At 70.3% G+C, this 26201-nt stretch carries 22 protein-coding genes; 9 read left to right on the top strand and 13 right to left on the bottom strand.

The genetic code is table 11. The features are described 5' to 3' along the window. The first annotated feature begins 48 nt into the window (after positions 1–48). A complete protein-coding gene (locus tag ORV05_RS06270) occupies positions 49–1920 on the top strand; it encodes a P-loop NTPase fold protein (RefSeq protein WP_268757494.1) in 1872 nt (623 codons plus the stop codon). Here ORV05_RS06270 and ORV05_RS06265 read toward each other — a convergent pair. Genes ORV05_RS06265 through ORV05_RS06250 form a run of 4 tightly spaced genes read right to left on the bottom strand, consistent with a single transcriptional unit; the run spans position 1863 to position 5674 of the window. Further along, a complete protein-coding gene (locus ORV05_RS06265; RefSeq protein WP_268757493.1) occupies positions 1863–2621 on the bottom strand; it encodes a succinate dehydrogenase/fumarate reductase iron-sulfur subunit in 759 nt (252 codons plus the stop codon). The genes ORV05_RS06270 and ORV05_RS06265 overlap by 58 nt on opposite strands. Next, the gene (locus ORV05_RS06260; protein ID WP_268757492.1) at positions 2618–4531 is read right to left on the bottom strand and encodes a fumarate reductase/succinate dehydrogenase flavoprotein subunit; all 1914 of its coding nucleotides are present in this window, start codon (positions 4529–4531) and stop codon (positions 2618–2620) included. Before ORV05_RS06260 ends, ORV05_RS06265 begins: the two co-directional genes overlap by 4 nt. A gap of 34 nt (positions 4532–4565) precedes the next feature. Beyond that, positions 4566–5390 (bottom strand): hypothetical protein, encoded by an 825-nt coding sequence (locus tag ORV05_RS06255; protein ID WP_268757491.1) that lies wholly within the window; start codon positions 5388–5390, stop codon positions 4566–4568. After that, positions 5387–5674 carry a hypothetical protein gene (locus ORV05_RS06250; protein WP_268757490.1) on the bottom strand — a complete coding sequence of 96 codons (288 nt, stop codon included), beginning with the start codon at positions 5672–5674 and terminating at the stop codon, positions 5387–5389. Before ORV05_RS06250 ends, ORV05_RS06255 begins: the two co-directional genes overlap by 4 nt. Positions 5675–5911: 237 nt before the next feature. On the opposite strand from ORV05_RS06250, the gene edd reads away from it, so the two are divergent. The 3 genes from edd (at position 5912) to ORV05_RS06235 (ending at position 9915) form a co-directional block, all read left to right on the top strand. Continuing rightward, a complete protein-coding gene (gene edd, locus ORV05_RS06245; RefSeq protein WP_407652702.1) occupies positions 5912–7774 on the top strand; it encodes a phosphogluconate dehydratase in 1863 nt (620 codons plus the stop codon). Positions 7775–7823: 49 nt separating this feature from the next. After that, complete coding sequence (gene eda / locus ORV05_RS06240) at positions 7824–8408, top strand: bifunctional 4-hydroxy-2-oxoglutarate aldolase/2-dehydro-3-deoxy-phosphogluconate aldolase (RefSeq protein ID WP_268759717.1); 585 nt, start codon at positions 7824–7826, stop codon at positions 8406–8408. A gap of 64 nt (positions 8409–8472) precedes the next feature. Next, positions 8473–9915 carry a lipase maturation factor family protein gene (locus ORV05_RS06235; protein ID WP_268757489.1) on the top strand — a complete coding sequence of 481 codons (1443 nt, stop codon included), beginning with the start codon at positions 8473–8475 and terminating at the stop codon, positions 9913–9915. A gap of 34 nt (positions 9916–9949) precedes the next feature. On the opposite strand, the gene ORV05_RS06230 is transcribed toward ORV05_RS06235, so the two are convergent. Both ORV05_RS06230 and ORV05_RS06225 read right to left on the bottom strand, forming a co-directional pair. Further along, positions 9950–10612 carry an alpha/beta fold hydrolase gene (locus tag ORV05_RS06230; RefSeq protein ID WP_268757488.1) on the bottom strand — a complete coding sequence of 221 codons (663 nt, stop codon included), beginning with the start codon at positions 10610–10612 and terminating at the stop codon, positions 9950–9952. A 152-nt stretch (positions 10613–10764) separates the two neighbouring features. Beyond that, the gene (locus ORV05_RS06225) at positions 10765–11640 is read right to left on the bottom strand and encodes a LysR family transcriptional regulator (RefSeq protein ID WP_268757487.1); all 876 of its coding nucleotides are present in this window, start codon (positions 11638–11640) and stop codon (positions 10765–10767) included. A 122-nt stretch (positions 11641–11762) separates the two neighbouring features. Between ORV05_RS06225 and ORV05_RS06220 the strand changes: the two genes are divergently transcribed. Continuing rightward, positions 11763–12761, top strand: coding sequence for an NADP-dependent oxidoreductase (locus ORV05_RS06220; RefSeq protein WP_268757486.1), 999 nt, complete (start codon positions 11763–11765; stop codon positions 12759–12761). Continuing rightward, positions 12758–13156, top strand: coding sequence for a nuclear transport factor 2 family protein (locus ORV05_RS06215; protein WP_268757485.1), 399 nt, complete (start codon positions 12758–12760; stop codon positions 13154–13156). The genes ORV05_RS06220 and ORV05_RS06215 overlap by 4 nt, the downstream gene beginning before the upstream one ends. Positions 13157–13523: 367 nt before the next feature. Here ORV05_RS06215 and ORV05_RS06210 read toward each other — a convergent pair whose 3' ends face one another. From ORV05_RS06210 to ORV05_RS06195, 4 genes are all read right to left on the bottom strand, one after another. Further along, the gene (locus ORV05_RS06210; protein WP_144587949.1) at positions 13524–14060 is read right to left on the bottom strand and encodes a regulatory protein RecX; all 537 of its coding nucleotides are present in this window, start codon (positions 14058–14060) and stop codon (positions 13524–13526) included. 76 nt (positions 14061–14136) lie between these two features. Further along, entirely contained in the window at positions 14137–15180 is a 1044-nt protein-coding gene (recA, locus tag ORV05_RS06205) for a recombinase RecA (protein WP_144587951.1), read from the bottom strand. A gap of 193 nt (positions 15181–15373) precedes the next feature. Continuing rightward, positions 15374–15568 carry a DUF3046 domain-containing protein gene (locus ORV05_RS06200; RefSeq protein WP_268757484.1) on the bottom strand — a complete coding sequence of 65 codons (195 nt, stop codon included), beginning with the start codon at positions 15566–15568 and terminating at the stop codon, positions 15374–15376. Between the two features lie 128 nt (positions 15569–15696). Further along, positions 15697–17607: an Hsp70 family protein gene (locus tag ORV05_RS06195; RefSeq protein ID WP_268757483.1), complete on the bottom strand. Its 1911-nt coding sequence runs from the start codon at positions 17605–17607 to the stop codon at positions 15697–15699. Positions 17608–17717: 110 nt separating this feature from the next. Here ORV05_RS06195 and ORV05_RS06190 point away from each other — a divergent pair, with 110 nt between their 5' ends. After that, the gene (locus ORV05_RS06190; protein WP_268757482.1) at positions 17718–22337 is read left to right on the top strand and encodes an ATP-dependent helicase; all 4620 of its coding nucleotides are present in this window, start codon (positions 17718–17720) and stop codon (positions 22335–22337) included. Positions 22338–22418: 81 nt separating this feature from the next. Next, positions 22419–22919, top strand: a complete 501-nt coding sequence (gene def, locus ORV05_RS06185; RefSeq protein WP_268757481.1) for a peptide deformylase — start codon at positions 22419–22421, stop codon at positions 22917–22919. A 221-nt stretch (positions 22920–23140) separates the two neighbouring features. Here def and ORV05_RS06180 read toward each other — a convergent pair whose 3' ends face one another. Beyond that, entirely contained in the window at positions 23141–24268 is a 1128-nt protein-coding gene (locus tag ORV05_RS06180) for a GNAT family N-acetyltransferase (protein ID WP_407652700.1), read from the bottom strand. Between the two features lie 262 nt (positions 24269–24530). On the opposite strand from ORV05_RS06180, the gene ORV05_RS06175 reads away from it, so the two are divergent. Next, the gene (locus tag ORV05_RS06175; protein ID WP_268757480.1) at positions 24531–24806 is read left to right on the top strand and encodes a hypothetical protein; all 276 of its coding nucleotides are present in this window, start codon (positions 24531–24533) and stop codon (positions 24804–24806) included. Between the two features lie 91 nt (positions 24807–24897). Here the strand turns inward: ORV05_RS06175 and ORV05_RS06170 are convergent, their stop codons facing one another. Beyond that, positions 24898–25662: a maleylpyruvate isomerase family mycothiol-dependent enzyme gene (locus tag ORV05_RS06170; protein WP_268757479.1), complete on the bottom strand. Its 765-nt coding sequence runs from the start codon at positions 25660–25662 to the stop codon at positions 24898–24900. Then, positions 25662–26171, bottom strand: a complete 510-nt coding sequence (locus ORV05_RS06165; protein ID WP_268757478.1) for an SAV_6107 family HEPN domain-containing protein — start codon at positions 26169–26171, stop codon at positions 25662–25664. Before ORV05_RS06165 ends, ORV05_RS06170 begins: the two co-directional genes overlap by 1 nt. Between the last annotated feature and the right edge of the window lie 30 nt (positions 26172–26201).

Genomic DNA, 26201 nt, shown 5'->3' with positions numbered 1-26201 from the left:
CATCCGAAGAACCTCACCCGGGGAGGGATTCAGCGGTATAAACCAAACATGAGCGGTCCCGTGTTCGACCCGCAAGGATTCTCGATCGACCCGGCAGGGCGCCGGTTCGCGGTGCTCAACGACTCGCCGGTCGGCGAAGGCGGCAACGAGGATCTCCTCGAGGCCACCGCGACCGCGCGCAACCTGGCCGATCTGATCCTCGCCTCGCGCGACACCGCGCCGTTCACCCTCGCCATCGACGCGGGCTGGGGCATGGGCAAGAGCAGTCTCCTCCGGCAGCTGGCCAGAGTGCTCGAAGCCGACCCGGCCGTCTCGACGGTGTGGTTCAACGCCTGGACCTCGGAACGGGCCAGCGCGGTCGAAGGGCTGATCAAGTCGGTGCTGCTCAGCTTCGACCGCAACGTGATCCGGCGCAGCGTGCGCGGCGTTCTGCGCCGCACGCACGTGGTCGGCGCGCTGCGCGCCGCCGCGCTGGTCACCTCCAGCTTCCTCGGACTCCGCCAGGTGGTCGACGCCGTCTGGGAAGCGCTTGCAGTGGATGCCAAGTCCCGCAACGAGATCCGCGACGTCGTGCGCAGCATGGCCGAAGCCTGGCTCGCCAAGGGCGGCTCCGCGGCCGGCCGGCGCCTGCTGGTCGTGTTCATCGACGACCTCGACCGCTGCTCGGACGAGCGGATCGTCGAGGTGTGCGAGGCGATCAAGCTCTACCTGGACGTACCGGGCCTGGTCTTCGTCCTCGCCTGCGACCAGGCCGTGCTGTGGCAGGCCGTGGGCCGCTCGACCGGGAACGAGACGGTCACCGCCGGGCTCCGCTACCTGGAGAAGATCATCCAGATCAACTACCCGATCCCGCCGGCGAGCTCCGTACTGACCCAGCGGCTCGTCGACGGGTACGTGGTCCGTTCCGGTACGGCCCACCTGTTCGACGACGCGATGAAGAAACTGCTGATCGAGCGCACCGGCCGCAACCCGCGCCGGATCAAGCGCGTGATCAACAGCTTCGTGCTCGAACACCACCTCAACCGCGCCTGGGACGAACTGGGCGCGGACAACCTAGTCAAGATCATCCTGCTGCAGCACTTCTACCCCCAGTTCTACGGCATGCTGCTCAGCTTCGAGACCGCCGACCCGGTCCGCCATTTCCTGGACTACCACGCATTCCGGCAACTGGTGAAACAGGGCGGTGAGCGGGATGTGGCCACCTGGCGGCGCCTGTTCACCGAAAGCGGCCTCAAACCACCGGATGAGGACGCCTCCCTGCCCGAACTGGGCGCGCGGATGGCCGAACTCGAACAGGAACTGCCCCTGATCTTCCCGGAACTGGCCACCGACAAGGAATTCGTCTCACTGGTCCACAGCCTGCCCAGTTCCAGTAGCCAATGGCGCCGCCTGCTGCGCAAACCGCTTCTCGCCGACGGTCTCGGCCAGCCGGGCATCACCCTTCCCCAGGGCGAACCCGGAGCGCTGACCGGCATGCGCGTGCTGTGGATCGACGATCACCCGGACGGGAACAGCGCGCTGGCCGACCAGATCGTCTACGGGGGCGCCCAGCTGGAACGGGTCAGCGATATGCGCGCCGCCGTGGCCGCGCTGGCCCGCCTGCAACCCAACGTGCTGATTTCCGATGTGCGCCGCGGCCGCGACCAGCAGGCCGGCTTCGACGGCCTCGAGTACCTGCGCGAACACGACCTGTACGACGGGCCCGTCTACTTCTACGTCGGCCAGGTGACCCCGGCCCGGCTGGCCCGCACCCTCGAACTCGGCGCGGACGGCCTGACCTCCGATCCCGCCGAACTGCTCACCTGGCTCCGCCAGCTCGCCGGCGACACCCCGCCGGTCCGGCAGGACCAGCAAGAGGCCGACTACCGGCCCTTGCGGCGGCGGAACAGGTTCGTGCCCAACCAGACCAACGGGTCGTAGCGTTTGTCCGCGACCCGCTCCTTCATCGGGATCAGCGCGTTGTCGGTGATGTGGATGCCCTCCGGGCACACCTCCGTACAGCACTTCGTGATGTTGCAGTAGCCGAGGCCGTGCTCGGCCTGCGCGGCCTCCCGCCGATCCGCCACGTCGAGCGGATGCATCTCCAGTTCGGCGATGCGCATCAGGTACCGGGGGCCCGCGTAGTGCTGCTTGTTGTCCTCGTGGTCCCGGATCACGTGGCAGACGTTCTGACACAGGAAGCATTCGATGCACTTGCGGAACTCCTGCGAGCGCTCGACATCCACCTGCTGCATCCGGTACTCCCCCGGCGCCAGGTCCGGCGGCGGCGCGAACGCCGGGATCTCCCGGGCCTTGGCGTAGTTGAACGACACGTCGGTCACCAGGTCGCGGATCACCGGGAAGGTGCGCATCGGCGTCACCGTGACGACCTCGTTCTCGGCGAAGGTCGACATCCTGGTCATGCACAGCAGGCGGGGCCGCCCGTTCACCTCGGCCGAGCAGGAACCGCACTTGCCCGCCTTGCAGTTCCACCGCACGGCCAGGTCCGAGGCCTGTGTGGCCTGGATACGGTGCAGGACGTCGAGCACGACCTCACCGTCGTTCACCTCGACCGTGAAATCGTGCAGCTCCCCACCCCCGGCATCCCCGCGCCACACCCGGAAGCTCGCCTTGTACGTCATGCCGGCCTCCCCGGATGGGAAATGAGCTCGTCCGCCGTGTAGTACTTCTCCAGCTCCCCGTAGTCGAAGAGCTCCAGCAGATCCGGCCGCATCGGCTCCTGGTCCTTCGCGGTCACCGTCACCCCCGGCGCCGTCGGGTCGTCGCTCGCCGCGGCGCACACCAGGAGCTTGTTGCGCCACTGGGCGTCCATCTGCGGATGATCGTCCCGAGTGTGCCCGCCGCGGCTTTCCGTGCGCCTCAGCGCGGCCCGCGCCACGCATTCGCTGACCAGCAGCATGTTCCGCAGATCGAGCGCCAGATGCCAGCCCGGGTTGAACTGCCGGTGCCCTTCCACGGTGATCCTGTGGATCCGGTGTTTGATCTCGTCGAGCTTCACGAGCGCCTGCTCGATCTCCTCGGCCCGCCGGATGATCCCGACGAGATCGTTCATCGACTGCTGCAACTCGCTGTGCAGGGTGTAGGGATTCTCCTCCACCCCCTGCGAAGGCGGATCGAACGGCGCCAGCGCGGTCCTCGCCGCTTCGTCCACATCGGACTGCACGATGCGCGGCCGCTCCGCCAGCGACTCGACGTAGTCCGCGGCGCCCAGACCGGCCCGGCGCCCGAACACCAGCAGATCGGACAACGAGTTGCCGCCCAGCCGGTTCGAACCGTGCATCCCGCCGGAACACTCCCCGGCCGCGAACAGGCCCGGCACCGAGGAGGACGCGGTGTCCGGATCGACCTCGATGCCGCCCATCACGTAATGGCAGGTGGGTCCGACCTCCATCGCCTCGGCGGTGATGTCCACATCGGCCAGCTCCCGGAACTGGTGGTACATCGAGGGGAGCCGCTTCTTGATCTCCTCCGCGCCGAGCCTGCTCGCGATGTCGAGGAACACCCCGCCGTGCGGGGACCCCCGGCCCGCCTTGACCTCCGAGTTGATCGCCCTCGCCACCTCGTCGCGGGGCAGGAGATCCGGCGTGCGCCGGTTGTTCTCCTGGTCGGTGTACCAGCGGTCGGCCTCTTCCTCGCTTTCGGCGTACTGGCCCTTGAACACCTCGGGTACGTACTCGAACATGAACCGGTCGCCCTGCGAGTTCTTCAGCACGCCGCCGTCCCCTCGCACGCCTTCGGTGACGAGGATCCCCTTCACACTTGGCGGCCACACCATGCCGGTCGGATGGAACTGGACGAACTCCATGTTGATCAGCGCGGCCCCGGCGCGCAGCGCGAGCGCGTGCCCGTCGCCGGTGTACTCCCAGGAGTTCGAGGTGACCTTGAACGACTTGCCGATGCCGCCGGTGGCCAGCACCACCGCGGGCGCCTCGAACAGGACGAACCGGCCGCTCTCCCGCCAGTACCCGAACGCTCCCGCGATCCGGCCCCCGTCCTTCAGCAGCTCGGTGATCGTGCATTCGGCGAACACCTTCAGCTTGGCCTCGTAGTCGCCGAAGGCCCGGAAGTCCTCCTGCTGCAACGAGACGATCTTCTGCTGCATGGTGCGGATCAGCTCGAGCCCCGTCCGGTCGCCCACGTGGGCCAGCCGGGGATAGGTGTGCCCGCCGAAGTTGCGCTGGCTGATCCGGCCGTCCGGAGTCCGGTCGAACAGCGCGCCGTAGGTCTCCAGCTCCCACACCCGGTCCGGCGCCTCCCTGGCGTGCAGTTCGGCCATCCGCCAGTTGTTCAGGAACTTGCCGCCGCGCATGGTGTCACGGAAGTGCACCTGCCAGTTGTCGTGCGGGTTCGCGTTGCCCATCGAAGCGGCGCAGCCGCCCTCGGCCATGACCGTGTGCGCCTTGCCGAACAGCGATTTGCACACGACCGCCACCGAAAGGCCGCGCTGTCTGGCTTCGATGACGGCCCGGAGACCGGCGCCCCCGGCGCCGATCACCACCACGTCGTAACTGTGCCGTTCGACCTCGGTCATATTCGCGGGCCACCGTTCTTCACTGTCTTCGTTGTCAGTTCACGAATCGCGGGTCTCCGAACACGCCGCTGGACACCAGCATCACGTAGAGGTCCGTGAGTACCAGCGTGCCCAGCGTGGTCCAGGCCAGTTGCATGTGCCGGACGTTGAGCCTGCTGACCTGCGTCCACAGCCAGTACCGCACCGGATGGCCGGAGAAGTGCTTGAGCCGCCCGCCGGTGATGTGACGGCAGGAATGGCAGGACACTGTGTAGGCCCACAGCAACACCACGTTGCCGGTCAGGATGATGTTGCCCAGCCCGAAGCCGAAACCACCGGTCCGGCCGTGGAACGCTAGAACCGCGTCGTAGGTGTTGATCAGGGAAACGATCATCGCCACGTAGAAGAAGTAGCGGTGCACGTTCTGGACGATGAGCGGAAGGCGTGTTTCCCCGGTGTATTTCCCGTGCGGCTCGCCCACCGCGCAGGCCGGGGGCGAGAACCACACCGAACGGTAATAGGCCTTCCGGTAGTAGTAGCAGGTCAGCCGGAATCCGAGCAGGAACGGCAGCACCACGAAACCGAGCGGGATGAAACCCGGCAGCGCGCCGATCGGGGTCCCGAAATGGCTGGAGCCGGGCACGCACGAAGTACTCAGGCAGGGCGAGTAGAACGGCGTCAGGTAGTGGTATTCGGGGACCCAGTAGGCGGTCCGCACGAACGACCGGATCGTCGCGTAGACGACGAAGGCGGCCAGCCCGAGATCGGTGACCAGGGGCGGCAGCCACCAGCGGTCGGTGCGCAGGGTCCGCTCGGCGATCCGGGCCCGCCCGCCCGCCACCGCCTCGCCCGCGTCCGGCCCGGACGCCGTGGTGCTCACGGCTGGTCTCGGTGGTAGCCGCCGACACCCTCGTCATCGGCCCCTTGCCAGAGCGCGGGGTCGTACGGGGCGTCGGGGATCTTGACCACCTGCGCCGGCGGGACCGGTTTGGGCTGGGCCGGGATCGGGCTGTCCAGATCGCCCGCGTCGATGTCGAGGCGCTCGACGTCGTTGGCGAGGCGCCGCACGGCCGAGGCGTCGCCGTAGCGCGACCGCAGGGCACCGACGCACTGCCGCAACTGCCCGATCGTCCGGCGGAGTTCGGCGAGTTCGGTGGTGGACATTGCGTACCTCCGAGAGTGGTTCGGCGGCGGAGCCGTCCTTAGCGACTCTGCCGCTCCAAGTGCAATGTGACAAGTAGCACACCCCAGCATAGTGACGTGATCGACGTCACCTTAAACGATCTTCTTGATCGATTTTGTTTCGCACACTTTGCCAACTACTGTGGTCACCGTCACGACCGAGCGACGCCAGCGCTGCCGTCCGAGGGCCCCCGTTTCCCCGTGATGAAGGCGGTATCCGTGCCCCCAGTCCCCGTCCACCCCGTCGTCGAGGAAGTCACCCGCCGCATCGCGGACCGCAGCGCGGCGAGCCGATCGGCCTATCTGGACCGCATCGCCGCAGCACGGTCCACCGGCCCCGCACGGGCCGGTCTCGGCTGCGGCAACCTGGCCCACGGCTTCGCCGCGTGCTCCGGCACCGACCGGCTCGCCCTCTCGGGCCTGCGCAAGCCCGGTATCGCGATCATCTCGGCCTACAACGACCTGCTGTCGGCCCACCAACCGCTGCACGAGTACCCGGAGTGGATCAAGGCCGCGGCGCGTGAGGCGGGCGGCGTCGCCCAGTTCGCCGGCGGTGTCCCCGCCATGTGCGACGGCATCACCCAGGGCCGCGACGGGATGGAACTGTCGCTGTTCAGCCGTGAAGTGATCGCCATGGCCACCGGCATCGCCCTGTCCCACGAGATGTTCGACGGGACGCTGCTGCTCGGGGTCTGCGACAAGATCGTCCCCGGGCTGCTGATCGGCGCGCTGTCCTTCGGCCACCTGCCCGCCATCCTGGTGCCCGCCGGGCCGATGGCCTCGGGCCTGCCCAACAAGGAGAAGGCCCGCGTCCGCCAGCTCTTCGCCGAAGGCCGCGCCACCCGCGAGGAGCTCCTCGAAGCCGAGTCGGCGTCATACCACTCGGCCGGGACCTGCACCTTCTACGGCACGGCCAACTCCAACCAGCTGGTCGTCGAGGTGATGGGCCTGCACCTGCCCGGCGCCAGTTTCGTCCCGCCCGGCACCCCGCTGCGGCGCGCGCTCACCGAGGAGGCCGCCCGCCGGGTCGTGGCCCTCTCCCGCGAGGACGAGTACACGCCGGTGGGCGCGGTGGTGAGCGAGCGGTCCGTGGTCAACGGCGTGGTGTCGCTGCTGGCCACCGGCGGCTCCACCAACCACACGATGCACCTGGTGGCGATCGCGGCCGCGGCCGGTATCCAGCTCACCTGGGACGACTTCGCCGACCTGTCCTCGGTCGTCGGCCTGCTGGCCAGCGTCTATCCGAACGGCAACGCCGACATCAACCACTTCCACGCGGCAGGCGGGGTCCAGTTCCTGATCGGCACCCTGCTCGACGCCGGGCTGCTGCACGAGGACGTGCGGACCGTCGCCGGGGACGGCCTGCACCGCTACCGCCGCGAACCGGTGCTCGACGGCGATCGCCTCACCTGGCGCGAAGTCCCCACCCGAAGCCTCGACGAGACGGTGCTGCGCCCCGCCGAGGCACCCTTCGCCCCCGACGGCGGGCTGCGGATGCTCAGCGGCAACCTCGGCCGCGCGGTGATCAAGGTGTCCGCGGTGGCGCGGGAGCACCGCGTGGTGCGGGCTCCCGCCCGGGTGTTCACGAGCCAGCAGGGCTTCCTCGAGGCCTTCCGGGCCGGTGAGCTGGACCGCGATGTCGTCGTGGTGATCCGCCATCAGGGCCCGCGGGCGAACGGGATGCCGGAGTTGCACGGCCTCACGCCCGCCCTCGGCGCCCTGATGGACCGGGGACACCGGATCGCGCTGATCACCGACGGACGGATGTCCGGCGCCTCGGGCAAGGTGCCTGCCGCCATCCAGCTCACCCCGGAGGCCGCCGCCGGTGGCCCGCTCGCCCGGATCGAAGACGGCGACGAGGTGGTGCTCGACGCCACCACGGGCCGTCTCGACGTCCTGGTCGACGAAACCGAACTGGCCCGGCGGCCGCTCCGGGACGGCCCGGCCGACGAGGCGACCTGGACCGGCACCGGCCGCGAACTGTTCACCGCGCTCCGCCGTGCCGTCGGCCCCGCCGACCAGGGCGCGAGCGTGTTCGGACCGATGACCCCGGGCCACTTCGGTGCCCCGGCACGAGTTTGAGGAGGCTTTGGTGCACAGCGGAGACGCACTGCTGGATCTCTCCCCCGTCATGCCGGTCGTGGTGGTGGACGACGCGGCCGACGCGGTCCCGGTCGCGCGGGCACTGCTCGACGGCGGCATCGGCGTGATCGAGCTGACGCTGCGGACCCCGGCCGCCCTCGGCGCCATCGAGCGGGTGGCGGCCGAGGTACCGGAGATCGTCATCGGCGCGGGCACCGTCACCACCGCCGAGCAGGCCAAGCAGGCCGCCGCCGCGGGCGCCCGGTTCCTGGTCACCCCGGGCTGCACCGATCGCCTGCTCGACGCGGCCTTCGACACCGGGCTGCCGTTCCTGCCCGGGGCGGGCACGGTGTCCGAGGCGATGCGGCTGGCCGAGCGGGGACTCACCGCGCTGAAGTTCTTCCCCGCCGAGCCCAGCGGCGGCGTGGCGTTCCTGAAGGCGATCGCCGGGCCGCTGCCGGGGCTGCGGTTCTGCCCCACCGGCGGCATCACCCCGGAAAGTGCGCCCCGGTATCTCGCCCTGTCCACTGTGGGCTGCGTCGGCGGTTCCTGGCTGACTCCCGGGGACGCCTTGGCGGCCAAGGACTTCTCCCGGATCACCGCGCTGGCCAGACAGGCATCGGCACTGGCGTGAATCGGCACGACCCGGTGGCGCGCAGTACCCTGTTGGCGATCGCGCGCTACCGGGGAGGCTGCCCGTGAGCTGGGGCTGGTTCACCGATCCTGATTACTGGGCGTCCAGACTGGCGTTCCAGCGGATGCTCGCCGCGATCTACGCCGTCGCCTTCGTGGTCGCGGCCAACCAGTTCCGCGCCCTGCTCGGGACGCACGGCCTGCTGCCGATCCCGGCCTACCTCCGCCGGACCTCGTTCCGGCGGGCACCCAGCCTGTTCCACTTCCACTATTCGGACCGGTTCTTCGCCGTGCTGGCCTGGGGCGGCGCGGCGGTGTCGGCGGCACTGGTGTTCGGTGTCTGCGATACCGCGCCGGTATGGGTGTCGATGCTGGTGTGGGCGCTGCCCTGGGTGCTGTACCAGTCGATCGTCAACGTCGGGCAGATCTGGTATTCGTTCGGCTGGGAATCCCTTCTGCTGGAGGCCGGTTTTCTGGCGATCTTCCTCGGGCCGGCGGGCATGGCGCCGCCGGTACCGCTGCTGTGGCTGTTGCTGTGGCTGCTGTTCCGCCTGGAATTCGGCGCCGGGATGATCAAGATGCGCGGGGACCGGTGCTGGCGGGATCTGACCTGCCTGTACTACCACCACGAAACCCAGCCGATGCCGGGACCGCTCAGCTGGTACTTCCATCACCTGCCCAGGCCACTGCACAAGATCGAGGTGCTGGCCAGCCACGGCACCCAGCTGATCGTGCCGTTCGCCCTGTTCGCCCCGCAGCCGGCGGCGAGCGCCGCCGCGGCGATCATGATCGTCACCCAGGGCTGGCTGGTGATCAGCGGGAACTTCTCCTGGCTCAACGTGCTGACCATCACCCTCGCGGTGTCCGCTTTGGACAGTCACTGGCTACGGTTCCCGGTTCCGGCGCTGGCGGAACCGCCGCTGTGGTACCGGATCGTGGTGCTCGCGGTGACCGCGCTCGTGCTGGTGCTGAGTTACCGTCCCGCCAGGAACCTGATCTCCCGCAGCCAGCTGATGAACTACAGCTTCGACCGGCTGCACCTGGTGAACACCTACGGCGCCTTCGGCAGCATCACCAAGATCCGGCACGAAGTCGTCATCGAGGCGACCGACGAGCCGGAACTGACCCCGGACACCGTGTGGCGGGAGTACGAGTTCAAGGGCAAGCCGGGCGATCCCCGGCGCCGCCCGCCGCAGATCGCGCCGTACCACCTGCGGTTGGACTGGCTGATGTGGTTCGCCTCCTTGTCCTCTCGGTACAGCGATGCGTGGTTGCAGCCGCTCGCCGAGAAGCTCCTGGCCGCCGACCGGCCGACGCTGAAGCTGCTGAGGCACGATCCGTTCGACGGCCGGCGACCGACCTTCCTGCGCGCCCGGCTGTTCCGCTACCGGTTCACCACGCCGCGGGAACGACGGGAAACCGGCGCCTGGTGGGTCCGGGAACCGCTCGGCCCGGCCCTGCGGACAGGGCGGCTCGGCGCTGACGGCACCGCCGTCGCCGTGGAATGACTACGAGGGCATGCAAGCGGTCTGGTCTCGAACATCAGACGCCGGAGGCGGCCTTGAGCAGCAACTCACTGAGCTCGTCGGGCATGGTGATCATGCAATCGTGGCCGGTCGGAAGTGTCCGCACCTGGGCCGGGGAACCGTTGGGCTGTACCGCGGGGACAGGCGGCAGGGTGATGCCTTCCGCGTTCACAGCGGCACTGCGGATGTGCGTGCGCGGGATCGAGGCCGCGGCCGGGTTGCCCAGTCGGGCCGGTTGCTGGAGGGAGCGCACCGGCTGGTCCGAGAGTATGGTGCGCAGCCAGGCGGCATCGGCCGGGTCGGTGATCCCGAACATTTCGGGCGGCGGCGGTGCGATGCGCCATGGGCTGTCCGGCCGGGCGGAGAGGTCGATCATGGCCTGCAACTCGGGCAGGGTGTCTATCGCGCTCTCGCCGTTCTGCGGTGACGTCGAGTCGACATACACCAGGTGCGCGATCCGGTCCGGCAGCCGGTGGGCCACGGACGAGATGACCGCCCCCGCATAGCTGTGTCCGACGAGCACCACATCGGTGAGCTCTTCTTCGTCGATCAGGGCGAGGACGTCTTCGACATAGGTGTCGAGCCCCACCTCGGGGCTGAGCAGGTGCGCCTTGTCGCCAAAGCCGGTCAGCGACGGAGCGAATACGCGATGTCCGGCCGTTTTCCACAGCAGGACCACCCGTTGGCAAGACACTCTTCGAAGCCACCGAACCCCTTCTGCAATGGACCATCGAACACTTGACGCGCATCGATGACTCACGTGCGGAATACGACGCTCGTGCCGACACCCCTGGCCCTCGTCGGTGAAGGCTTTGAGTGGACTGGTCCCGGTCAGGCTGTCGGGGCGGTCAGGACGGCCTTGGCCGTCAGCCGGAGATTCCTGATCATCGGATTCGGGTCGCCCTTGCGGCTGACCAGGACGACCTGGCTGGGGGGAGCGCCCTCGATCGGGACGGTGACGAGGTCGGGACGCAGTGAGCTACGCCGATCGCCGACCGGTAGCACGGCGATCGCCCTGCCACTCGCGACGAGTTCGAGCTTGTCCTCGTAGCTCTCGATCGGCGGCACGCCGGCCCCGAGGATCCGGTAGGAGGTCCAGTCCGCGGTCTGGAACGCGCAGGGCGCCGCCTCCTCGCCGGCCAGTTCTTCCGCGGTCACCGACGCGCGGTCGGCCAAGGGATGACCGCGCGGGACCACGAGCATGCGGGGCTCCTCGTAGAGCGGGGTGGTGAACACGTCGTCGGCGGCGAGCGGCAGCGGGGCCCGCGCGATCAGGGCGTCGACGCGCTTTTCGGACAGCGCACCGACGTCGCGGCAGCTCAGGTGCCGGGTGGCGATCTCGGCGTCCGGGTAACGGCGGCGCAGTTCCCGTACGGCGGCAGTGATCACCAGGTCCTCGACGTAACCGATGGCGATTCGTTCGGTCTCGGCTTGTTCACGCACGGCCAGCTCGGCCTGGCGGGCGGCCCGCAGCAGGGCTTGTGCCCGGGGGAGGAACGTCTGGCCGGCCGGAGTGAGCCGGGTGCCCTGGGGCACGCGGTCCAGCAGTCGTACGCCGAGATACTTCTCGAGCCGTTGGATCTGGCGGCTCAGCGCCGGCTGGGCTACGTGCAGGTCGGCAGCGGCCCGGCCGAAGTGCTGGTGCGCCGCCACCACGGTGAAATAGCGCACCAGCCGCAGTTCCAGGTCCTGTCCGAGATCGTTCACCCTTCCAGCGTACGTGTCATGCCGTTTCGGAATGATCAGGTTGCCGAACCGGTCTTGGACGGCCATGCCGTCCTGGGCCTTGACTGAAGGAGCAACGTTTCCCCAAGAAAGCGACAGGCGCGATGAAGGCGATCCAGTTCCACGAAGCGGGCGGGCCGGAAGTTCTGCAGTATGACGAGGTACCGGTTCCCGAGATCGGCCCGGGCGAGGTGCTCGTCCGGGTGCACGCGGCGGGCATCAACCCGCCGGACTGGTACCTGCGTGAGGGGATGAAGGTCATGCCGGCCGAGATGAGGCCGGCGCTGGAGTTCCCCTTGATCCCCGGAACGGACATGTCGGGCGTGGTCCAGGCGGTCGCTCCGGACGTGCCGGGGTTCGCCGTCGGTGACGAGGTCTTCGGCATGCTGCGGTTCCCTGGATTCGACGGCCGCACGTACGCCCAGTACGTGGCGGCTCCGGCTTCGGACCTGGCTTACAAGCCGGCCGGTATCGACCACGTTCAGGCGGCTGGGGCGCCGATGGCCGTGCTTACGGCCTGGCAGTACCTGATTGAGCTCGGCCACGACGTGCCGTCTCCTTTCACCGGCCAGGTGCACCAGCCGGTGCCGATCACGCCAGGGATGACCGTGCTGGTCAACGGGGCCGCCGGTGGAGTGGGCCACTTCGCGGTGCAGCTGGCGAAATGGAAGGGCGCACACGTCATCGCGGTGGCCTCGGGCCGGCACGAGCAGTTCCTGCGCAAGCTCGGCGCCGATGAGTTCATCGACTACACCGGGACGCAGGCCGCGGACGTGGTCAGCGGTGTCGACCTGGTGATCGACACCGTCGGTGGCCCGGACAGCTCACGCTTCCTGACCGTGCTCAAGCGCGGCGGCACCATGCTTCCGGTGTTCTTCGCCCAGTACGACCCGGAAGTGACGGCGAGTCTGGGCATCACAGTCTCGAACATTCAGGTGCGTTCCAACGGCCCCCAGCTCGCCGAGATCGGGCGCCTGTTCGACGAGGGCAAGCTCCAGGTCGGGGTGGACAGCACTTACCCGTTGCACGAGGCGGGAACCGCACACACGCGGGCCGCTCAGGGCCACATCCAAGGCAAGATCGTGCTGACGGTGGTCTCGTGATCGCCGAACTCCAGCAGGCGGTGGCGAACTACGCTCACGCCCTGGACGAGCTGAATGTGCCCGAGCTGGAAGCGGTCCTGACCGAAGACACCACCTGGACCTTCACGATCCCCGGACAGGGAGTGCTCGGCCCGGTCGCCGGACGCGCGGCGGTGCTCGACTTCATCCGTGCCGGGCACACGGCCCAGACCGGAAGGGTGCGGCACCACCTGGGCAATGTCGTGGTCACGAAGACGGACGCCGCCACCGCTGAGGTGCGCGCCTGTCTGGTGCAGACGAGGAACACCGGCGAGAGCATCCGGATTATCTCGACCGGGGTCTACACGTTCGGCCTGCGCCGGCCCGACGGTTGGCGGATCGCCGAGCTCGCTCTCACGCTGGACAACGCCTTTTAGGGCGGGGTCAGGCAGTGTGTCCGGCGAATCAGCAGATGGATGCCCGAGTGCCCACCCCACAACGGCATCGGGGTGCTGCACACTGATCAACTGAGGCTCTCGGCGTGATCGTCTTCTCCAAGCAAGAAGCACGATCAACCAAGGGCCCCACCCATGACCAACCGGGCCCCAACTCAAGCTAGCGCATGTTTCCTAAGCGGCGGAGCCGCTTGCGGTGGGCCGTCAAACGACGCCGCCGCGGGTTCTGACGTGGTTCCTCGCAAGAGCGCTTCGTGAATTGGCATTCATGAGGAGGCGATCCCACAGCGAGGGACCGCGTCAGGTTCCGCTACCCGCACCGCCACCCAAACCACTGCCAAAACAGGCTCTAGTCGCCGGTGACCTCGTCGAGCAGGGTGGACTCGGCACCGGCGTTCTTCAGCTCGTCCCGGACCACCGCGTACGCCAGGCCCTGCGGATAGCCCTTGCGGGCGAGCGTGCCGAGCAGCCGCCGCGTCGCGGTCTGCTCGTCGAGCGCCGTCATCGACCGGAGGCGCTTGCGCACCAACTCCCGGGCCCGCTGCTCCTCGGAATCCCGGTCGATCTCCCCCGCCGCCTGCGCGGCGACCTCCCCGTCGACCCCCTTGCGCCTGAGTTCCGCGACCAGTGCGCTGCGCGCCAGCCCCTGGTAGGTGTGCCGAGACCGCACCCACTGTTCGGCGAACGCGGCGTCGTCCACCAGTCCGGAGCTGTCGAGCTTGCCGAGCAGGCGCTCGCGGAGTTCCTCGTCGAACCCCCGGCGTTTCAGGGCCTGCCGGAGCTCCTCCTTCGTCCGGGCCCGGACTGCCAGGAGGTCGAAGCAAAGCTCCTTCGCCTTCCCCCACGCCACTTCCGGCGGCAGCTCCGACGGATCAACCCTGGCCATACCCCTCCTCGGTCCCTCCCCACGGGCGCATCGCAGTGCCGGCGGAGCCGCTCGCGGTGGGCCGCCCACACAGATCCTAGAAGTCGACCGGGGCGGGAGCGGCCTCCTCGTTGTCCACCTGCGCACCGATACCGAGCTTTTCCTTGATCCGCTTCTCGATCTCGTTGGCGATGTCCGGGTTGTCGCGCAGGAACTTCCGCGCGTTCTCCTTGCCCTGGCCGAGCTGGTCGCCCTCGTAGGTGTACCAGGCGCCGGACTTGCGCACGATGCCCTGATCCACCCCCATGTCGATCAGCGAGCCCTCGCGGGAGACACCCTGGCCGTAGAGGATGTCGAATTCGGCCTGCTTGAACGGCGGCGCGACCTTGTTCTTCACCACCTTGACCCGGGTGCGGTTACCGACGGCTTCACCGCTGTCCTTGAGGGTCTCGATGCGGCGGACGTCGAGCCGGACCGAGGCGTAGAACTTCAGCGCCTTACCACCGGTGGTGGTCTCCGGGGAGCCGAACATGACGCCGACCTTCTCGCGCAGCTGGTTGATGAAGATCGCGGTGGTGCCGGAGTTGGACAGCGCACCGGTGATCTTCCGCAGTGCCTGGCTCATCAGGCGGGCCTGCAGGCCCACGTGCGAATCGCCCATCTCGCCCTCGATTTCGGCGCGGGGCACCAGCGCGGCCACCGAGTCGATCACCAGGATGTCGAGCGCGCCGGAGCGGATCAGCATGTCGGCGATCTCCAGCGCCTGCTCACCGGTGTCCGGCTGGGAGACGAGCAGCGCGTCGGTGTCGACCCCGAGGTTCTTGGCGTACTCCGGGTCGAGCGCGTGCTCGGCGTCGATGAAGGCGGCGATCCCGCCCGCCCGCTGCGCGTTGGCCACCGCGTGCAGGGCGACGGTGGTCTTACCGGAGGATTCCGGGCCGTAGATCTCCACGATGCGGCCACGGGGCAGGCCGCCGATGCCGAGCGCGATGTCCAGCGCGATCGCGCCGGTGGGAATCACCTCGATCGGCGCGCGGCCCTCGTCGCCGAGCCGCATCACCGATCCCTTGCCGTACTGCTTGTCGATCTGCGCGAGCGCGAGCTCGAGCGCCTTGCCCTTGTCGGGTGCTGCTGCAGCCATGGAATCCACCTCGCTGGTCGGAGCCTGTGGGCTTGGTTACCGGTTTTGAGCTGTTGGGCCCGACACTACGGGCGGGGGCCGACAATTCCAGATCCCGGCGGCCGAGCTGTGGATGGCGGCCCGTATGTGGACAACACGATAGCCGAACAGGTGTTCGACGCAAGGAGCGACACACCCTCACGGGCGGTTTTTCTCACCGGCGCTCGGCGGGTACCTCGAACTCGACGCAGACCTCACGCCAGATCTCCTTGGCCGGGATCCCCGCCTCGAGCGCCTGCTCGACGGTCCGCCCGCCCAGCGCGCTGAAGACGTGATCCTTCGCCAGTACCTCGGCACGTCCCGGGCCGAACTCCTCGGCCATCAGTCGTCGAAACACAGTGATACGCATCGAAGTACAGCCTAAAGGTCACCCGGCCGGGTACTGCTCGCCCGTAGGGGACCAGGCGCCGCGGCGCCCTGGCGATGGCCGTGAAGGGACCCTTCACGGCCCAGCGCGGCCAGGCCCAGCAGCGCAGCCTAGGTTCCGGGCTGGACGGTCTGCTCGAAGTAGTCGGCCAGCTTGGCCGGTGTGAGCGGGGCCTGCCCGCCGCTGGTCTTCTGGTAGATCACCCCGGCCAGCGGCCGGTCGGACACCGTGAACACCAGCACGCCGGAGCTCTTCCCGGCGGCCGCGGCGTAGGTGCCCGCCAGCCCGTTGCCCTTCCACTGGGCCTGCACCTGGTCACCGCCCACCGCGTTGAGCAGCCGGTCGGTGTAGGCCTTGACGGCCGCCGCGGAGGTGCCGTGGAGGTAGGTCACCTGTGCCCCGGCCAGCGCGGGTGCGGAGCACGTGGCGAGCACGCCGATGTTCTGCCCGGCGGGCGGAGCGATGTCGCCGCTGCCCGCCCCCGCCGCGCACTGGCCGGTGTCGGCGATCTTCCCGGCCAGCTGGCGCAGGCAGCCGGTGAAGCCCTTCGCGTCGGCCGCACCCGGCTGGGCGCAGTCGGCCGCGCTGAAGGTGCCCGCGGCCGAACCGGAAGGCCACAGCAGGACGGTCAGCCCCGCGGCGAGCGCGACGACCACGGCGGCGGCGACGCCCGCGATCAATTTCCTGCGGTTCTTGGCCGGTTCGGCGGGGGCCACCGGATAGGTGGGGAAGTTCGACGGTGCCGGGTAGTGCTGCCCGCCGGGGTAACCGCCCGGCGGGGTGGCGGGCGGGAGCGTCACCTGCGTGGCGGGCGGGAGCGTCACCTGCGTGGCGGGCGGGGGCGTCACCTGCGTGGTGGGTGGGGGCGTCATCTGCGGCGGGTAGGGCGTGGCGGGCACGGTGCCGGACGAGGCGAGCGGGCCGGGCACGTTCTGGGTGCGCATGCTGATGCCGTCGGCGGACACGTAGTGGGCGCCGAGCGCGACGGCCGTCTCCGGCTGGTCGAGGCTCGAGGGCACCACGCCGAGCTTCTCCGAGATCAGGCTGCCGACCAGCGGCAACCGGCTCGAACCACCGACCAGGAAGATCCCGGCCAGCCGGTCCGGGGTGAGCCCGGCGGCGGCGATCATCCTGGACAGCAGCTCCACGCTGCGCAGCAGGGACGGCCGCACCAGCGCCTCCAGCTCGCCGCGGGTGACGAGCACGTCGGCGAACGGCTCCGGCATCGGCACCTCGGTCTGCGGATGGCGGGACAGGGCCTCCTTCGCCGCCTTGACGTCCTCCTGCAGGGCACGCCGGGCCCGCCGGTCGGCGGTCGATTCCGGGCGCAGGAGCCGTTGCCAGCGCTGCGGGTCCCGGTGGGAGACCTCCCGGCCGACGTGCACCATCAGCGCCTGGTCGACGTCGAGACCGCCGAGGTCGGGAAGTCCGTCCTCGGCGAGCACGGTGAACCCGGTCTGGGTCGCGCCCACCACGGCGACGTCGAAGGTGCCCGCACCCAGGTCGTAGACGGCCAGCGCCTGCCCCGGCGCCAGGGTGCGGCCGGGGAAGGAGGCGAAGTGCGCGGCGGCGCCGACCGGTTCGGGCACCAGGTGGAGCGGGCCGCGGGCCCCGGCGAGCCGGGCCGCGGACAGCAGCACGTTGCGGCGCACCGGCCCCCACTGCGCGGGGTGGGTCAGCCGGATCTCGTCGGGCTGCTCCCCGCCCAGTTGCCGCGTCGTCTCGTCGAACACGCGCCGCAGTACCGCGGCCAGTGCCTCGTTGACCGGCACGACGTCCGTGCCCAGCAGGAGGGTCTGCTCGTCGACGCGCCGCTTGGGGTTCGGCTCGAAGCGGGTCGGGTCGAGCCTGGCCCGCCGCTCGGCGTCCCTGCCGACCACCAGGGTGCCGCCCTCCTCGGCGAACACCGCCGAGGGCATGGTCGCGGATCCGTCCACCTCTACCACGCGCGGTGGCATTCCGTGCGCGGAAAGCACGGCGACGGTGTTGGACGTGCCGAGATCCACCGACAGGATCCGCAACGGTTCTCCCCCTTGTGATCGTCCTGGCCACCTTGATGGCACCGTGATGCTGCCATGCCGAGGCGGCCCCGTGTGTGCCACCCGCGAAACTGTCGGTGGGTGGGGTCAAGATGGACGGCATGAGCGAAGACGTGCTCACCCTCTTCTCCCCCGCCACCCGGGACTGGTTCGCGGGGGCCTTCGCCGCGCCCACGCCGGCCCAGGCCGGGGCCTGGCGGGCGGCGCAGGCGGGAGAGCACGCCCTGGTCGTGGCCCCGACCGGCTCGGGGAAGACGCTGGCGGCGTTTCTGTGGGCGCTGGACCGCCTCGCCTGGGGACCGCCCCCGGAAACCCCGGCCCGGCGCTGCCGGGTGCTCTACGTCTCACCGTTGAAGGCGCTCGCGGTGGACGTGCAGCGGAACCTGCGGGCCCCGCTGGCGGGCATCTCGCAGGCGGCGCGGCGGCTCGGCCGGACCCCGCCCGAGATCACGGTGGGCATGCGCACCGGCGACACCCCGGCCGCGGAGCGCCGCTCGTTCGGCCGGACCCCGCCGGACATCCTGGTGACCACCCCGGAATCGCTGTTCCTGATCCTCACCTCCGCCGCCCGCGAATCGCTGCGGGGTGTCCGGACGGTGATCGTCGACGAGGTGCACGCGGTGGCGGGCGGCAAACGGGGGGCTCATCTGGCGCTGTCGCTGGAGCGGCTGGACGCGCTGCTGTCCCGGCCCGCGCAGCGGATCGGGCTGTCCGCGACGGTCCGCCCGGTGGACGAGGTGAGTGCCTTCCTCGGCGGTGGGCGGCCGGTCCGGGTGGTCCAGCCGAAGTCGGCGAAGACGATCGAGGTGCGGGTCGAGGTCCCGGTCGAGGACATGACCAACCTGGACGCGGCCGCGGGCTCGTCCGGCTCCGTGCCGCCGGGCGAGGACGGGATCGGTCCCCAGGAGGAGATCGGGGCACCGGCGCGCCGCCCCTCGATCTGGCCCGCGGTGGAGGAGCGGGTACTGGAGCTGATCCGGCAGTACCGGTCGACCATCGTGTTCGCCAACTCCCGCCGGCTCGCCGAGCGGTTGACGGCCCGGCTCAACGAACTGGCCGCCGAACAGACGGAACTGCAAGCGGGACAACGGTTTCCGGCGGAGGCGATCGGCGAGTCCGGACTCGCCACGGGAGCCGCGCCCACGGTGGCCATGGCACATCATGGCTCGATGTCCCGTGAGCAGCGCACCCGGGTCGAAGAGGACCTGAAATCGGGCCGCCTGCCCTGTGTGGTCGCCACCTCGTCGCTCGAACTGGGCATCGACATGGGGGCGGTCGATCTCGTGGTGCAGATCGAGGCACCGCCCACGGTGGCCTCGGGACTGCAGCGGATCGGCCGCGCCGGGCACCACGTGGGCGCGGTGTCCACCGGCGTGATGTTCCCGAAGTTCCGGGGCGATCTGGTGTCCTGCGCGGTGGTGTCCGAGCGGATGTCCGCCGGCGCCATCGAAGCGGTGCGCTATCCCCGCAACCCGCTGGACGTGCTGGCCCAGCACATCGTCTCGATGGTCGCGCTGGAGCCGTGGACGGTGCCCGAACTCGGCGCGCTGGTGCGCCGCGCGGCGCCGTTCACCGCGCTGCCCGACGACGCCCTGCTCGCCGTGCTCGACATGCTGGCGGGCCGGTACCCGAGCGAGGAGTTCGGCGAACTCCGTCCCCGGATCACCTGGGACAGGGTCACCGGGCAGCTGCGCGGCCGCCCGGGTGCGCAGCGGCTGGCGGTCACCTCCGGCGGGACCATCCCCGATCGCGGCCTGTTCACCGTGATGACCCCGGGAGACGAGGGCGCGCCCGGCTCGCGCGTGGGCGAGCTGGACGAGGAAATGGTCTACGAGTCCCGCGTCGGCGACACGATCCTGCTCGGCACCTCTTCGTGGCGGGTCACCGACATCACCCACGACCGCGTGATCGTGGTACCGGCACCGGGCGAGCCGGCCAGGATGCCCTTCTGGAAGGGCGACGCACCGGGACGGCCGCTCGAACTCGGCCGCGCGCTGGGGGCCTTCGTCCGCGAACTGTCCACATCAGACAGCGAGGGGGCCGGGAAACGGGCCGCGGCGGCCGGGCTCGACGAACGGGCGCGGAACAACCTGCTGGCCTACCTGGACGAGCAGCGCGCCGCCACGCGGCACATCCCCAACGACCGGACCATCCTGCTGGAGCGGTTCCGCGACGAACTCGGGGATTGGCGGGTCGTCGTGCACTCCCCGTTCGGCGCGCAGGTCAACGCGCCGTGGGCGCTGGCGATCGCGGCCCGGCTACGGGAGAACCGCGGCCTCGACGCCCAGGTCATGCACGCCGACGACGGTATCGTGCTGCGCCTGCCCGACGCGCTGGACGACAGCGGAGCCGAGGTGATCATCGGCGCGGACGACGTGCTGATCGACCCGGAAGAGGTCGAGCAGCTGATCGTCGCCGAGGTGGGGGGTTCGGCCCTGTTCGCGGCCCGGTTCCGCGAGTGCGCGGCGCGGTCGCTGCTGCTCCCCCGGCGCGATCCCCGGCGGCGCACCCCGCTGTGGCAGCAGCGGCAGCGCGCCGCCCAGTTGCTGGCGGTGGCGGCGAAGTACGAACGGTTCCCGGTGGTACTGGAGGCCATGCGGGAATGCCTGCAGGACGTCTACGACGTCGGTGGCCTGCGCGAGCTGATGACCGAGGTCCGGGCGCGGCGGGTCCGGGTGGTCGAGGTGGAGACACCCGCCGCCTCACCGTTCGCCCGCAGCCTGATGTTCGGCTACGTCGGGATGTTCCTCTACGAGACGGACGCTCCGCTGGCGGAGCGGCGGGCGGCCGCGCTGTCGCTGGATTCGGCCCTGCTGGCCGAACTCCTGGGCACCGAGGCGATCCGCGAACTGCTCGATCCCGAGGTGGTGGCCGAGGTCGAGCGGTCGCTGCAGCGGCTCGAGCCGGACCGGCACGCCCGGTCGGTCGAAGACGCCGCGGATCTGCTGCGCTTCCTCGGCGATCTGTCCGTGGCAGAGGGAGCCGACCGGGGGATCCAGGGCGGCTGGCTCGAGGAGCTCGTCGCGCAGCGCCGGGCGATCCCGGTGCGCATCGCCGGTTCCGAACGGTACCTGGCGATCGAAGATGCGGGCCGGGTGCGGGACGCGCTGGGGGTGGCCCTGCCGATCGGCGTGCCCGAGGCGTTCACCGAACCGGTCGCCGATCCGCTCGGCGACCTGCTGGCGCGCTACGCCCGCACCCACGGGCCGTTCCCGGCCCGGCAGGCCGCCGAGCGTTTCGGACTGGGCACCGCGGTCGTCGCGGGGGTGCTGGACCGGCTGACGGCCGAGGGACGGCTGGTCCGCGGCGAGCTGAGCCCGGTCGGCCATCCGGACACCCACGGTGTCGGGATGGAATACTGCGACGCCGCCGTCCTGCGCCGGCTGCGCCGTGCCTCGCTGGCGCGGCTGCGGGCCGAGGTGGAACCGGTGGAACCAGCCACGCTGGGCCGGTTCCTCCCGTCCTGGCACGGCATCGGGGCCCGGCTGCGGGCCGCGCCCACCGCGGACGACGTGCTGTCGGTGGTGGAGCAACTCGCGGGGGCACCCCTGCCGGCGAGTGCGGTGGAGTCGCTGATCCTGCCGAGCCGCCTGCCCGGCTACTACCCGGCACTGCTGGACGAGCTGACCACCGCGGGCGAGGTCACCTGGGCCGGATGCGGCACGCTGGCGGGCAACGACGGCTGGCTCGCGCTGGCTCCGTCCGATGTGGCCGACCTGCTTCTGCCCGAGCTCGAGGAAAACCCGCCCGGCGGTCCGCTCCACGAGGCCGTACTGTCCGCTTTGGAGGGTGGGGCGCTTTTCTTCCGGCAGTTGGTGGACCGGGTGTCCCCGCTGGCGGACCAGGCGCCGAACGACGCCGAAGTGGTGACGGCCCTGTGGGATCTGGTCTGGGCGGGGCAGGTCACCGGCGACACGCTCGGCCCGGTGCGCGCGCTGGTGTCCGGCCGCGGCGCGGCACACAAACCACGTCAGTCCGCACCGCGGGGCCGCTATGCCCGCATGCGGGCGGGCCGCCCCGCGATGCCCTCGCGCACCGGTCCGCCGACCGTGGCGGGCCGGTGGGGGCTCACCCCGTTACGCGAAACGGACCCGACCCGGCGCACCTACGCGCGGACGGAGGCATTCCTCGAACGGCACGGGGTGCTGACCCGGGGCGCGCTAGAAACGGAACGGGTGACCGGCGGTTTTTCCGGGATCTACAAGGTTCTGCGGGGAATGGAGGATTCCGGGCAGGTCATCCGGGGTTACGTCGTCGAGGGTCTTGGCGCGGCCCAGTTCGCGGCGCGCGGGGCGGTGGACCGGTTGCGGGCCCTGTCGGACACCACCCCGGGTCGCCGCCCGGTGGACGCCGTGGTGCTCGCGGCGACGGACCCTGCCCAGCCCTACGGGGCCGCGCTCGCCTGGCCCGCCCCGGCGGGTGAGACGAAACACCGTCCCGCGCGTAAGGCCGGTGCGCTGGTGGTGCTGGTCGACGGGCGGCCCGTCCTCTACGTCGAACGCGGCGGCCGGTCACTGCTTTCCTTCACGGACAACGAAACCTCCCTGCGCGCGGCCGCTGGGGCTCTGGCCGGCGCGGTGCGGGAAGGCTGGTTGGGACAGCTCGCGGTGCAGCGTGCCGACGGGGAGCAGGCGCTGACCTCGGCACTGGCCGAGATCCTGCGCGACGCCGGCTTCCGCGCCACGCCGAAGGGGCTTCGCCTGCGCGCGTGAACGAACCGCCGCCCCCGTCCGTTCGGCGGGCGGTTCCTGGGCACACCGTAAACTCGGGACCGGCAGAGAGGATGAGCGACGATGGCGATGCGGGACCTGCGGTACTTCGGGGATCCGGTGCTGAAGACGCGCTGCGACCCGGTGACCCGGTTCGACCGGGCGGTCGAGCAGTTGGTGACCGACCTGCTCGACTCGGTCAAGCCCGCGGGCAGGGCAGGCCTGGCGGCACCGCAGATCGGCGTGGGGCTCCGCGTGTTCAGCTACGACGTCGACGGGCTGACCGGGTACGTGATCAATCCCGAGATCGTGGAACTGTCCGAGGAGACCCACGAGATCGGCGAAGGCTGCCTGTCGGTACCCGAACTGCGGTTCCCGGTCGTCCGCGCGAAGCGGGCCGTGGTCCGCGGTGTGGACATCCGCAACGAACCCGTTGTGGTGGAGGGAAAGGACGTGCTGGCGCAGTGTCTCCAGCACGAGACCGACCATCTCGACGGGATGCTGTACCTGGACCGGCTGGCGAAGGACCGCAAGCGGGAGGCGCTGAGCCAGGCCAGGAAGCACGACTGGTTCTGGCGCCGCTAGGACCTGTATCGAAGTAATTTGCGTGGCGGTGCGGGTGGCGGAACCTCAGGCGGTCCCTGGCTGTGGGATCTCCTCCTCATGAATGCCAATTCACCACGTCGGAGCCGTCCTCGCCAGGAACCGCCTGAGAACCCGCGGCGGTGCAAGCTGCGGGAGGTGGCGCAAGCGGCTCCGCCGCTTCAAAACGGTTCCGAACGGCGCAGCCGACTTCGATACACACCCTAGGACCTGTCGGGCACGCGCGGCGCTGCCCGTTCCGGCAGGCTGATCCGCAGCAGGCCCTCCTCCTCCGGCGGTTCGGGAACGAGTCCGGCCCGGATCGCGGTGCGATAGACGCTGTCGCGTCCGGGGAGCGAGACCGCCATCAGCCTTCGGTGCCCGCGAGCGGCCGCGATGACGCCCAGCCGGGCCATCAGCGCCGTGCCGACCCCGTTGCGCTGCCATTCGTCCTGCACCAGCAGCGAGATCTCCGCGATCTCCCCGGATGCGCCGGGAATGAGCTGACCGAGGCCGACGACTTCGCGCCCGCAGATCGCGAGCAGGCTGATTCCCCGTGGCGGCACGAGCAGCCGGTGCAGCCAGCGGCGCGGCATGCTGCGCATGCCGGTGTGGTAGCGCTGGAACAGCGTCTCCATCGAGCAGCGGCCGTGCAGTGCGGAGACGGCTTCCGCGTCACCGGGCATTCCCTGCCGCAACACTATGGCGGTGCCGTCGGCGCAGGCGGCCACGGCGGGACCGGCCACGTTGGCCCGCGCGCTGTCCAACAGGCCGAGCAGTGCTTCGGCGCGGGTGAGTTCCAGTTGCACGAACGGCGCCCATCGGCGGCGCGCCACCAGCGCACGGTCGCTGTCGACGGTGAACACGGCGCGGTGACCGCTCTCGGTGCGGCCGGGGTTCGCCTCCGTCAGTGGCACCACGGTCACCAGGTCGGCGGAAAGGACTTCGCGCAGCACCTCGGCATACCGCGACGGGTCCTCGATCGCCCGTCCCGCCGAGGCCAGCGTGGCCGCCGAGGCGTCCACCAGTTCCCGGATGTCGCCGTCCGCGATCGCGGAGCACTCGCAGCCCTCGTCCCGGATCGCGCGGACGAGCTGATCCTTGGTCAGCCCGGTGGCGGGCCGGATCACCACCTCGTCGAGCACGCCCCCGGGGACGGGCAGCACGGTCAGGCCGAGGATGTTGCACTCCAGGTCGGCCATGCGGATGGCGATCCGGGCGAGCATGCCCGGGCGGTCGTCCATCCGGATCCGCAGCCGCCAGGTGGCCGAGGTGGTTTCCGTCTCCGGCGCCGCGGGCCAGGTCTCGGTCGGTTCCGCAGCGGTTGTCCGTCGAGCACGCCGAATCTCCATGCCGCCACGGTCGCCCCCGGTTGTTGCTGGTCGAGGACATCCGTGTTTCGCCCTTGTCAGAGCTCGGATCGACTACGCAACGCGACCGAAACATGACGACGGGTGTGGCGCCGGGCGGCGGCCGGAGCGATCGCGCGGACGAACCTGGTGGCGGCGAACGCTTCGCTCTACGCTCTGGTTGTGGGTGAATCCACGAGACAGCGGTGATGCCACCGCACGCCTCGCGCGCCTCCCGCAACCGCGGCGAGAGGAGGGAAGCACCGTGAGTGGCGATAACCGGTCCTGGGAACACACGCGCACCGCGACGCAGGCGCCCGGCTCTCCGGAGCCGTCCGCGCCCGTCCACCACGAAGAGATCGCCCTGGAACTCGGGCAGATCATCGACACGCACCTTTTCCACGCCGCGATGGCCCTGCACGCCGCGATGCCGATGACCGACCGCGACGACCTCGGGACCCAGTTGCGGACCGCCCTGGGCGAACTCGACTCCGCGATCAGCGAGATCCGCTCCGCGGTCTACCGGCGGCGCTTCCACTGAAATCGGTGCCACGCGGGCGGCCCCCGGGGTGCCGCGCGAGCGCGGCACCCCGGATTTCCCTTGTCCAGCAACGCTTCCCCACGTCCTGGAACTATCGGGTGGCCAGCCTCAGCAACGCCCAGAACTGCCCGATGGCGTCCTCGTCGCCGTCCCAGGTGACCGACTGGTGCCCCTGTCTTCCCCACAACCACAGGTAGACGGGCATCGGCGAGCCGGAGACGAGTCCGTCGGCCTGCGCGGCCTCCTCTGCGGAGCAGCGACGGGCTTCGGTCTCGCCGGGCCCCGCCCGGGCGATCCACTGGTGTCCGGCGACCTGGACGGCGACGGATCTGCCGGTGGTCCCCGACAGGCCGAGCATCGGCAGCCGCCCGCCGAACCAGACCGCGAGGGCCTCGTCCACCCCGTCCGTCGCGAGATCCTCGGCGATCGGGGTGACCGGCGTGCCTGCCGCCTCCTGCACGTCGTACCGGTGAACCGTGGTTTCGTGGGCCAGCCGACGCATCCAGAAGCCGTAGGTCTGGTCCTGCGGCCACCATCCGGCGGCCCCCTCCCGCGGGTCATGCCCGGACAGTTCGCCGAGCAACTCCGCCAGCCCCGTCCGCAGATAGTCCTCAATGGACTGTCCTGGCGCCGGATTCCGCGGCCATTCCCGGGGTGCTTCCCCGTCGGTGAGCCACCGGCGGGCGACCCGGTAGACCCCGCCGACATGGCGGGCGACCTCGCCGATGGTGAACCCGGGGCAGGCGGGCACCGGGGTGTCCACCGGTGCCGCCCTGGCCGCCTCGGCGAGCAGCTCCACTTCGATCCCGAGCACCTCCAGGAAGCGGCCGTGCTCGATCAGCGCTTTCCCGGCCATCAGCCGCTCGGGGTCCTTCCCCGGCCCGCGGGCGTGCTGCACCGCCGGGGGAGCGGCAGGCCATCGCTGACCCGCCTGCCCTGCACGATCCGGTCGGCCAGCACGAGGAACTGGGCGGCCTGGCGGAGCAGGTCGTCGGCGGAGCGGGCGGTGATGCGGCGCGTGATCCCGGCCTGCGCCGCGGCCTGGGTGGCCGAGTTCGCGGCGAAGAACGCGGCCCACTCACTCAGTTCCGGGGCGGCGGCTTCGAGCAGGACCCAGACGCTGGCCGGGCGGGCCCGGCCCCGGTGCGGCCGGCCCCGGGCCGCGAGGACCGCGGCTCCGGCGCGCAGGGCGGCCAGGTAGGAAGCGATAAACCTCGGCGCCGGGTCCGTGGCGTACTCGGCTTCGGTGAGGCCGCGCTGGGCCTCCTTCAACAGGGCCACCGCGGCGGGTGCCGCAGGTGGCCGCAACGGCAGTGGCAGCACGGGCTGGTGCGCTCCGCTGCGTGACGCGGCGGTAACGGACATGGCCCCTCCCTGTTCGTGACGATGGTGGCG

The sequence above is a fragment of the Amycolatopsis cynarae genome (assembly GCF_026802195.1).
Taxonomy (GTDB): domain Bacteria; phylum Actinomycetota; class Actinomycetes; order Mycobacteriales; family Pseudonocardiaceae; genus Amycolatopsis_E; species Amycolatopsis_E rhizosphaerae.
The sequence above is the reverse complement of the archived record's forward strand: the minus strand, read 5'-3'. Positions and strand labels throughout refer to the sequence as shown.

Bases quoted from the DNA above. Each gene is read 5' to 3' on its own strand.
- ORV05_RS06200 (WP_268757484.1), bottom strand. From the start codon at position 15,568: ATGCGTATCACTGTGTTTCGACGACTGATGGCCGAGGAGTTCGGCCCG.
- ORV05_RS06170 (WP_268757479.1), bottom strand. From the start codon at position 25,662: ATGGCCGGGAAAGCGCTGATCGAGCACGGCCGCTTCCTGGAGGTGCTC.
- ORV05_RS06180 (WP_407652700.1), bottom strand. From the start codon at position 24,268: ATGGAGATTCGGCGTGCTCGACGGACAACCGCTGCGGAACCGACCGAG.
- ORV05_RS06270 (WP_268757494.1), top strand. From the start codon at position 49: ATGAGCGGTCCCGTGTTCGACCCGCAAGGATTCTCGATCGACCCGGCA.
- ORV05_RS06265 (WP_268757493.1), bottom strand. From the start codon at position 2,621: ATGACGTACAAGGCGAGCTTCCGGGTGTGGCGCGGGGATGCCGGGGGT.
- recA (WP_144587951.1), bottom strand. From the start codon at position 15,180: ATGGCTGCAGCAGCACCCGACAAGGGCAAGGCGCTCGAGCTCGCGCTC.
- ORV05_RS06220 (WP_268757486.1), top strand. From the start codon at position 11,763: ATGAAGGCGATCCAGTTCCACGAAGCGGGCGGGCCGGAAGTTCTGCAG.
- ORV05_RS06260 (WP_268757492.1), bottom strand. From the start codon at position 4,531: ATGACCGAGGTCGAACGGCACAGTTACGACGTGGTGGTGATCGGCGCC.
- ORV05_RS06165 (WP_268757478.1), bottom strand. From the start codon at position 26,171: ATGTCCGTTACCGCCGCGTCACGCAGCGGAGCGCACCAGCCCGTGCTG.
- eda (WP_268759717.1), top strand. From the start codon at position 7,824: ATGCCGGTCGTGGTGGTGGACGACGCGGCCGACGCGGTCCCGGTCGCG.
- ORV05_RS06250 (WP_268757490.1), bottom strand. From the start codon at position 5,674: ATGTCCACCACCGAACTCGCCGAACTCCGCCGGACGATCGGGCAGTTG.
- ORV05_RS06210 (WP_144587949.1), bottom strand. From the start codon at position 14,060: ATGGCCAGGGTTGATCCGTCGGAGCTGCCGCCGGAAGTGGCGTGGGGG.
- def (WP_268757481.1), top strand. From the start codon at position 22,419: ATGGCGATGCGGGACCTGCGGTACTTCGGGGATCCGGTGCTGAAGACG.
- ORV05_RS06190 (WP_268757482.1), top strand. From the start codon at position 17,718: ATGGACGGCATGAGCGAAGACGTGCTCACCCTCTTCTCCCCCGCCACC.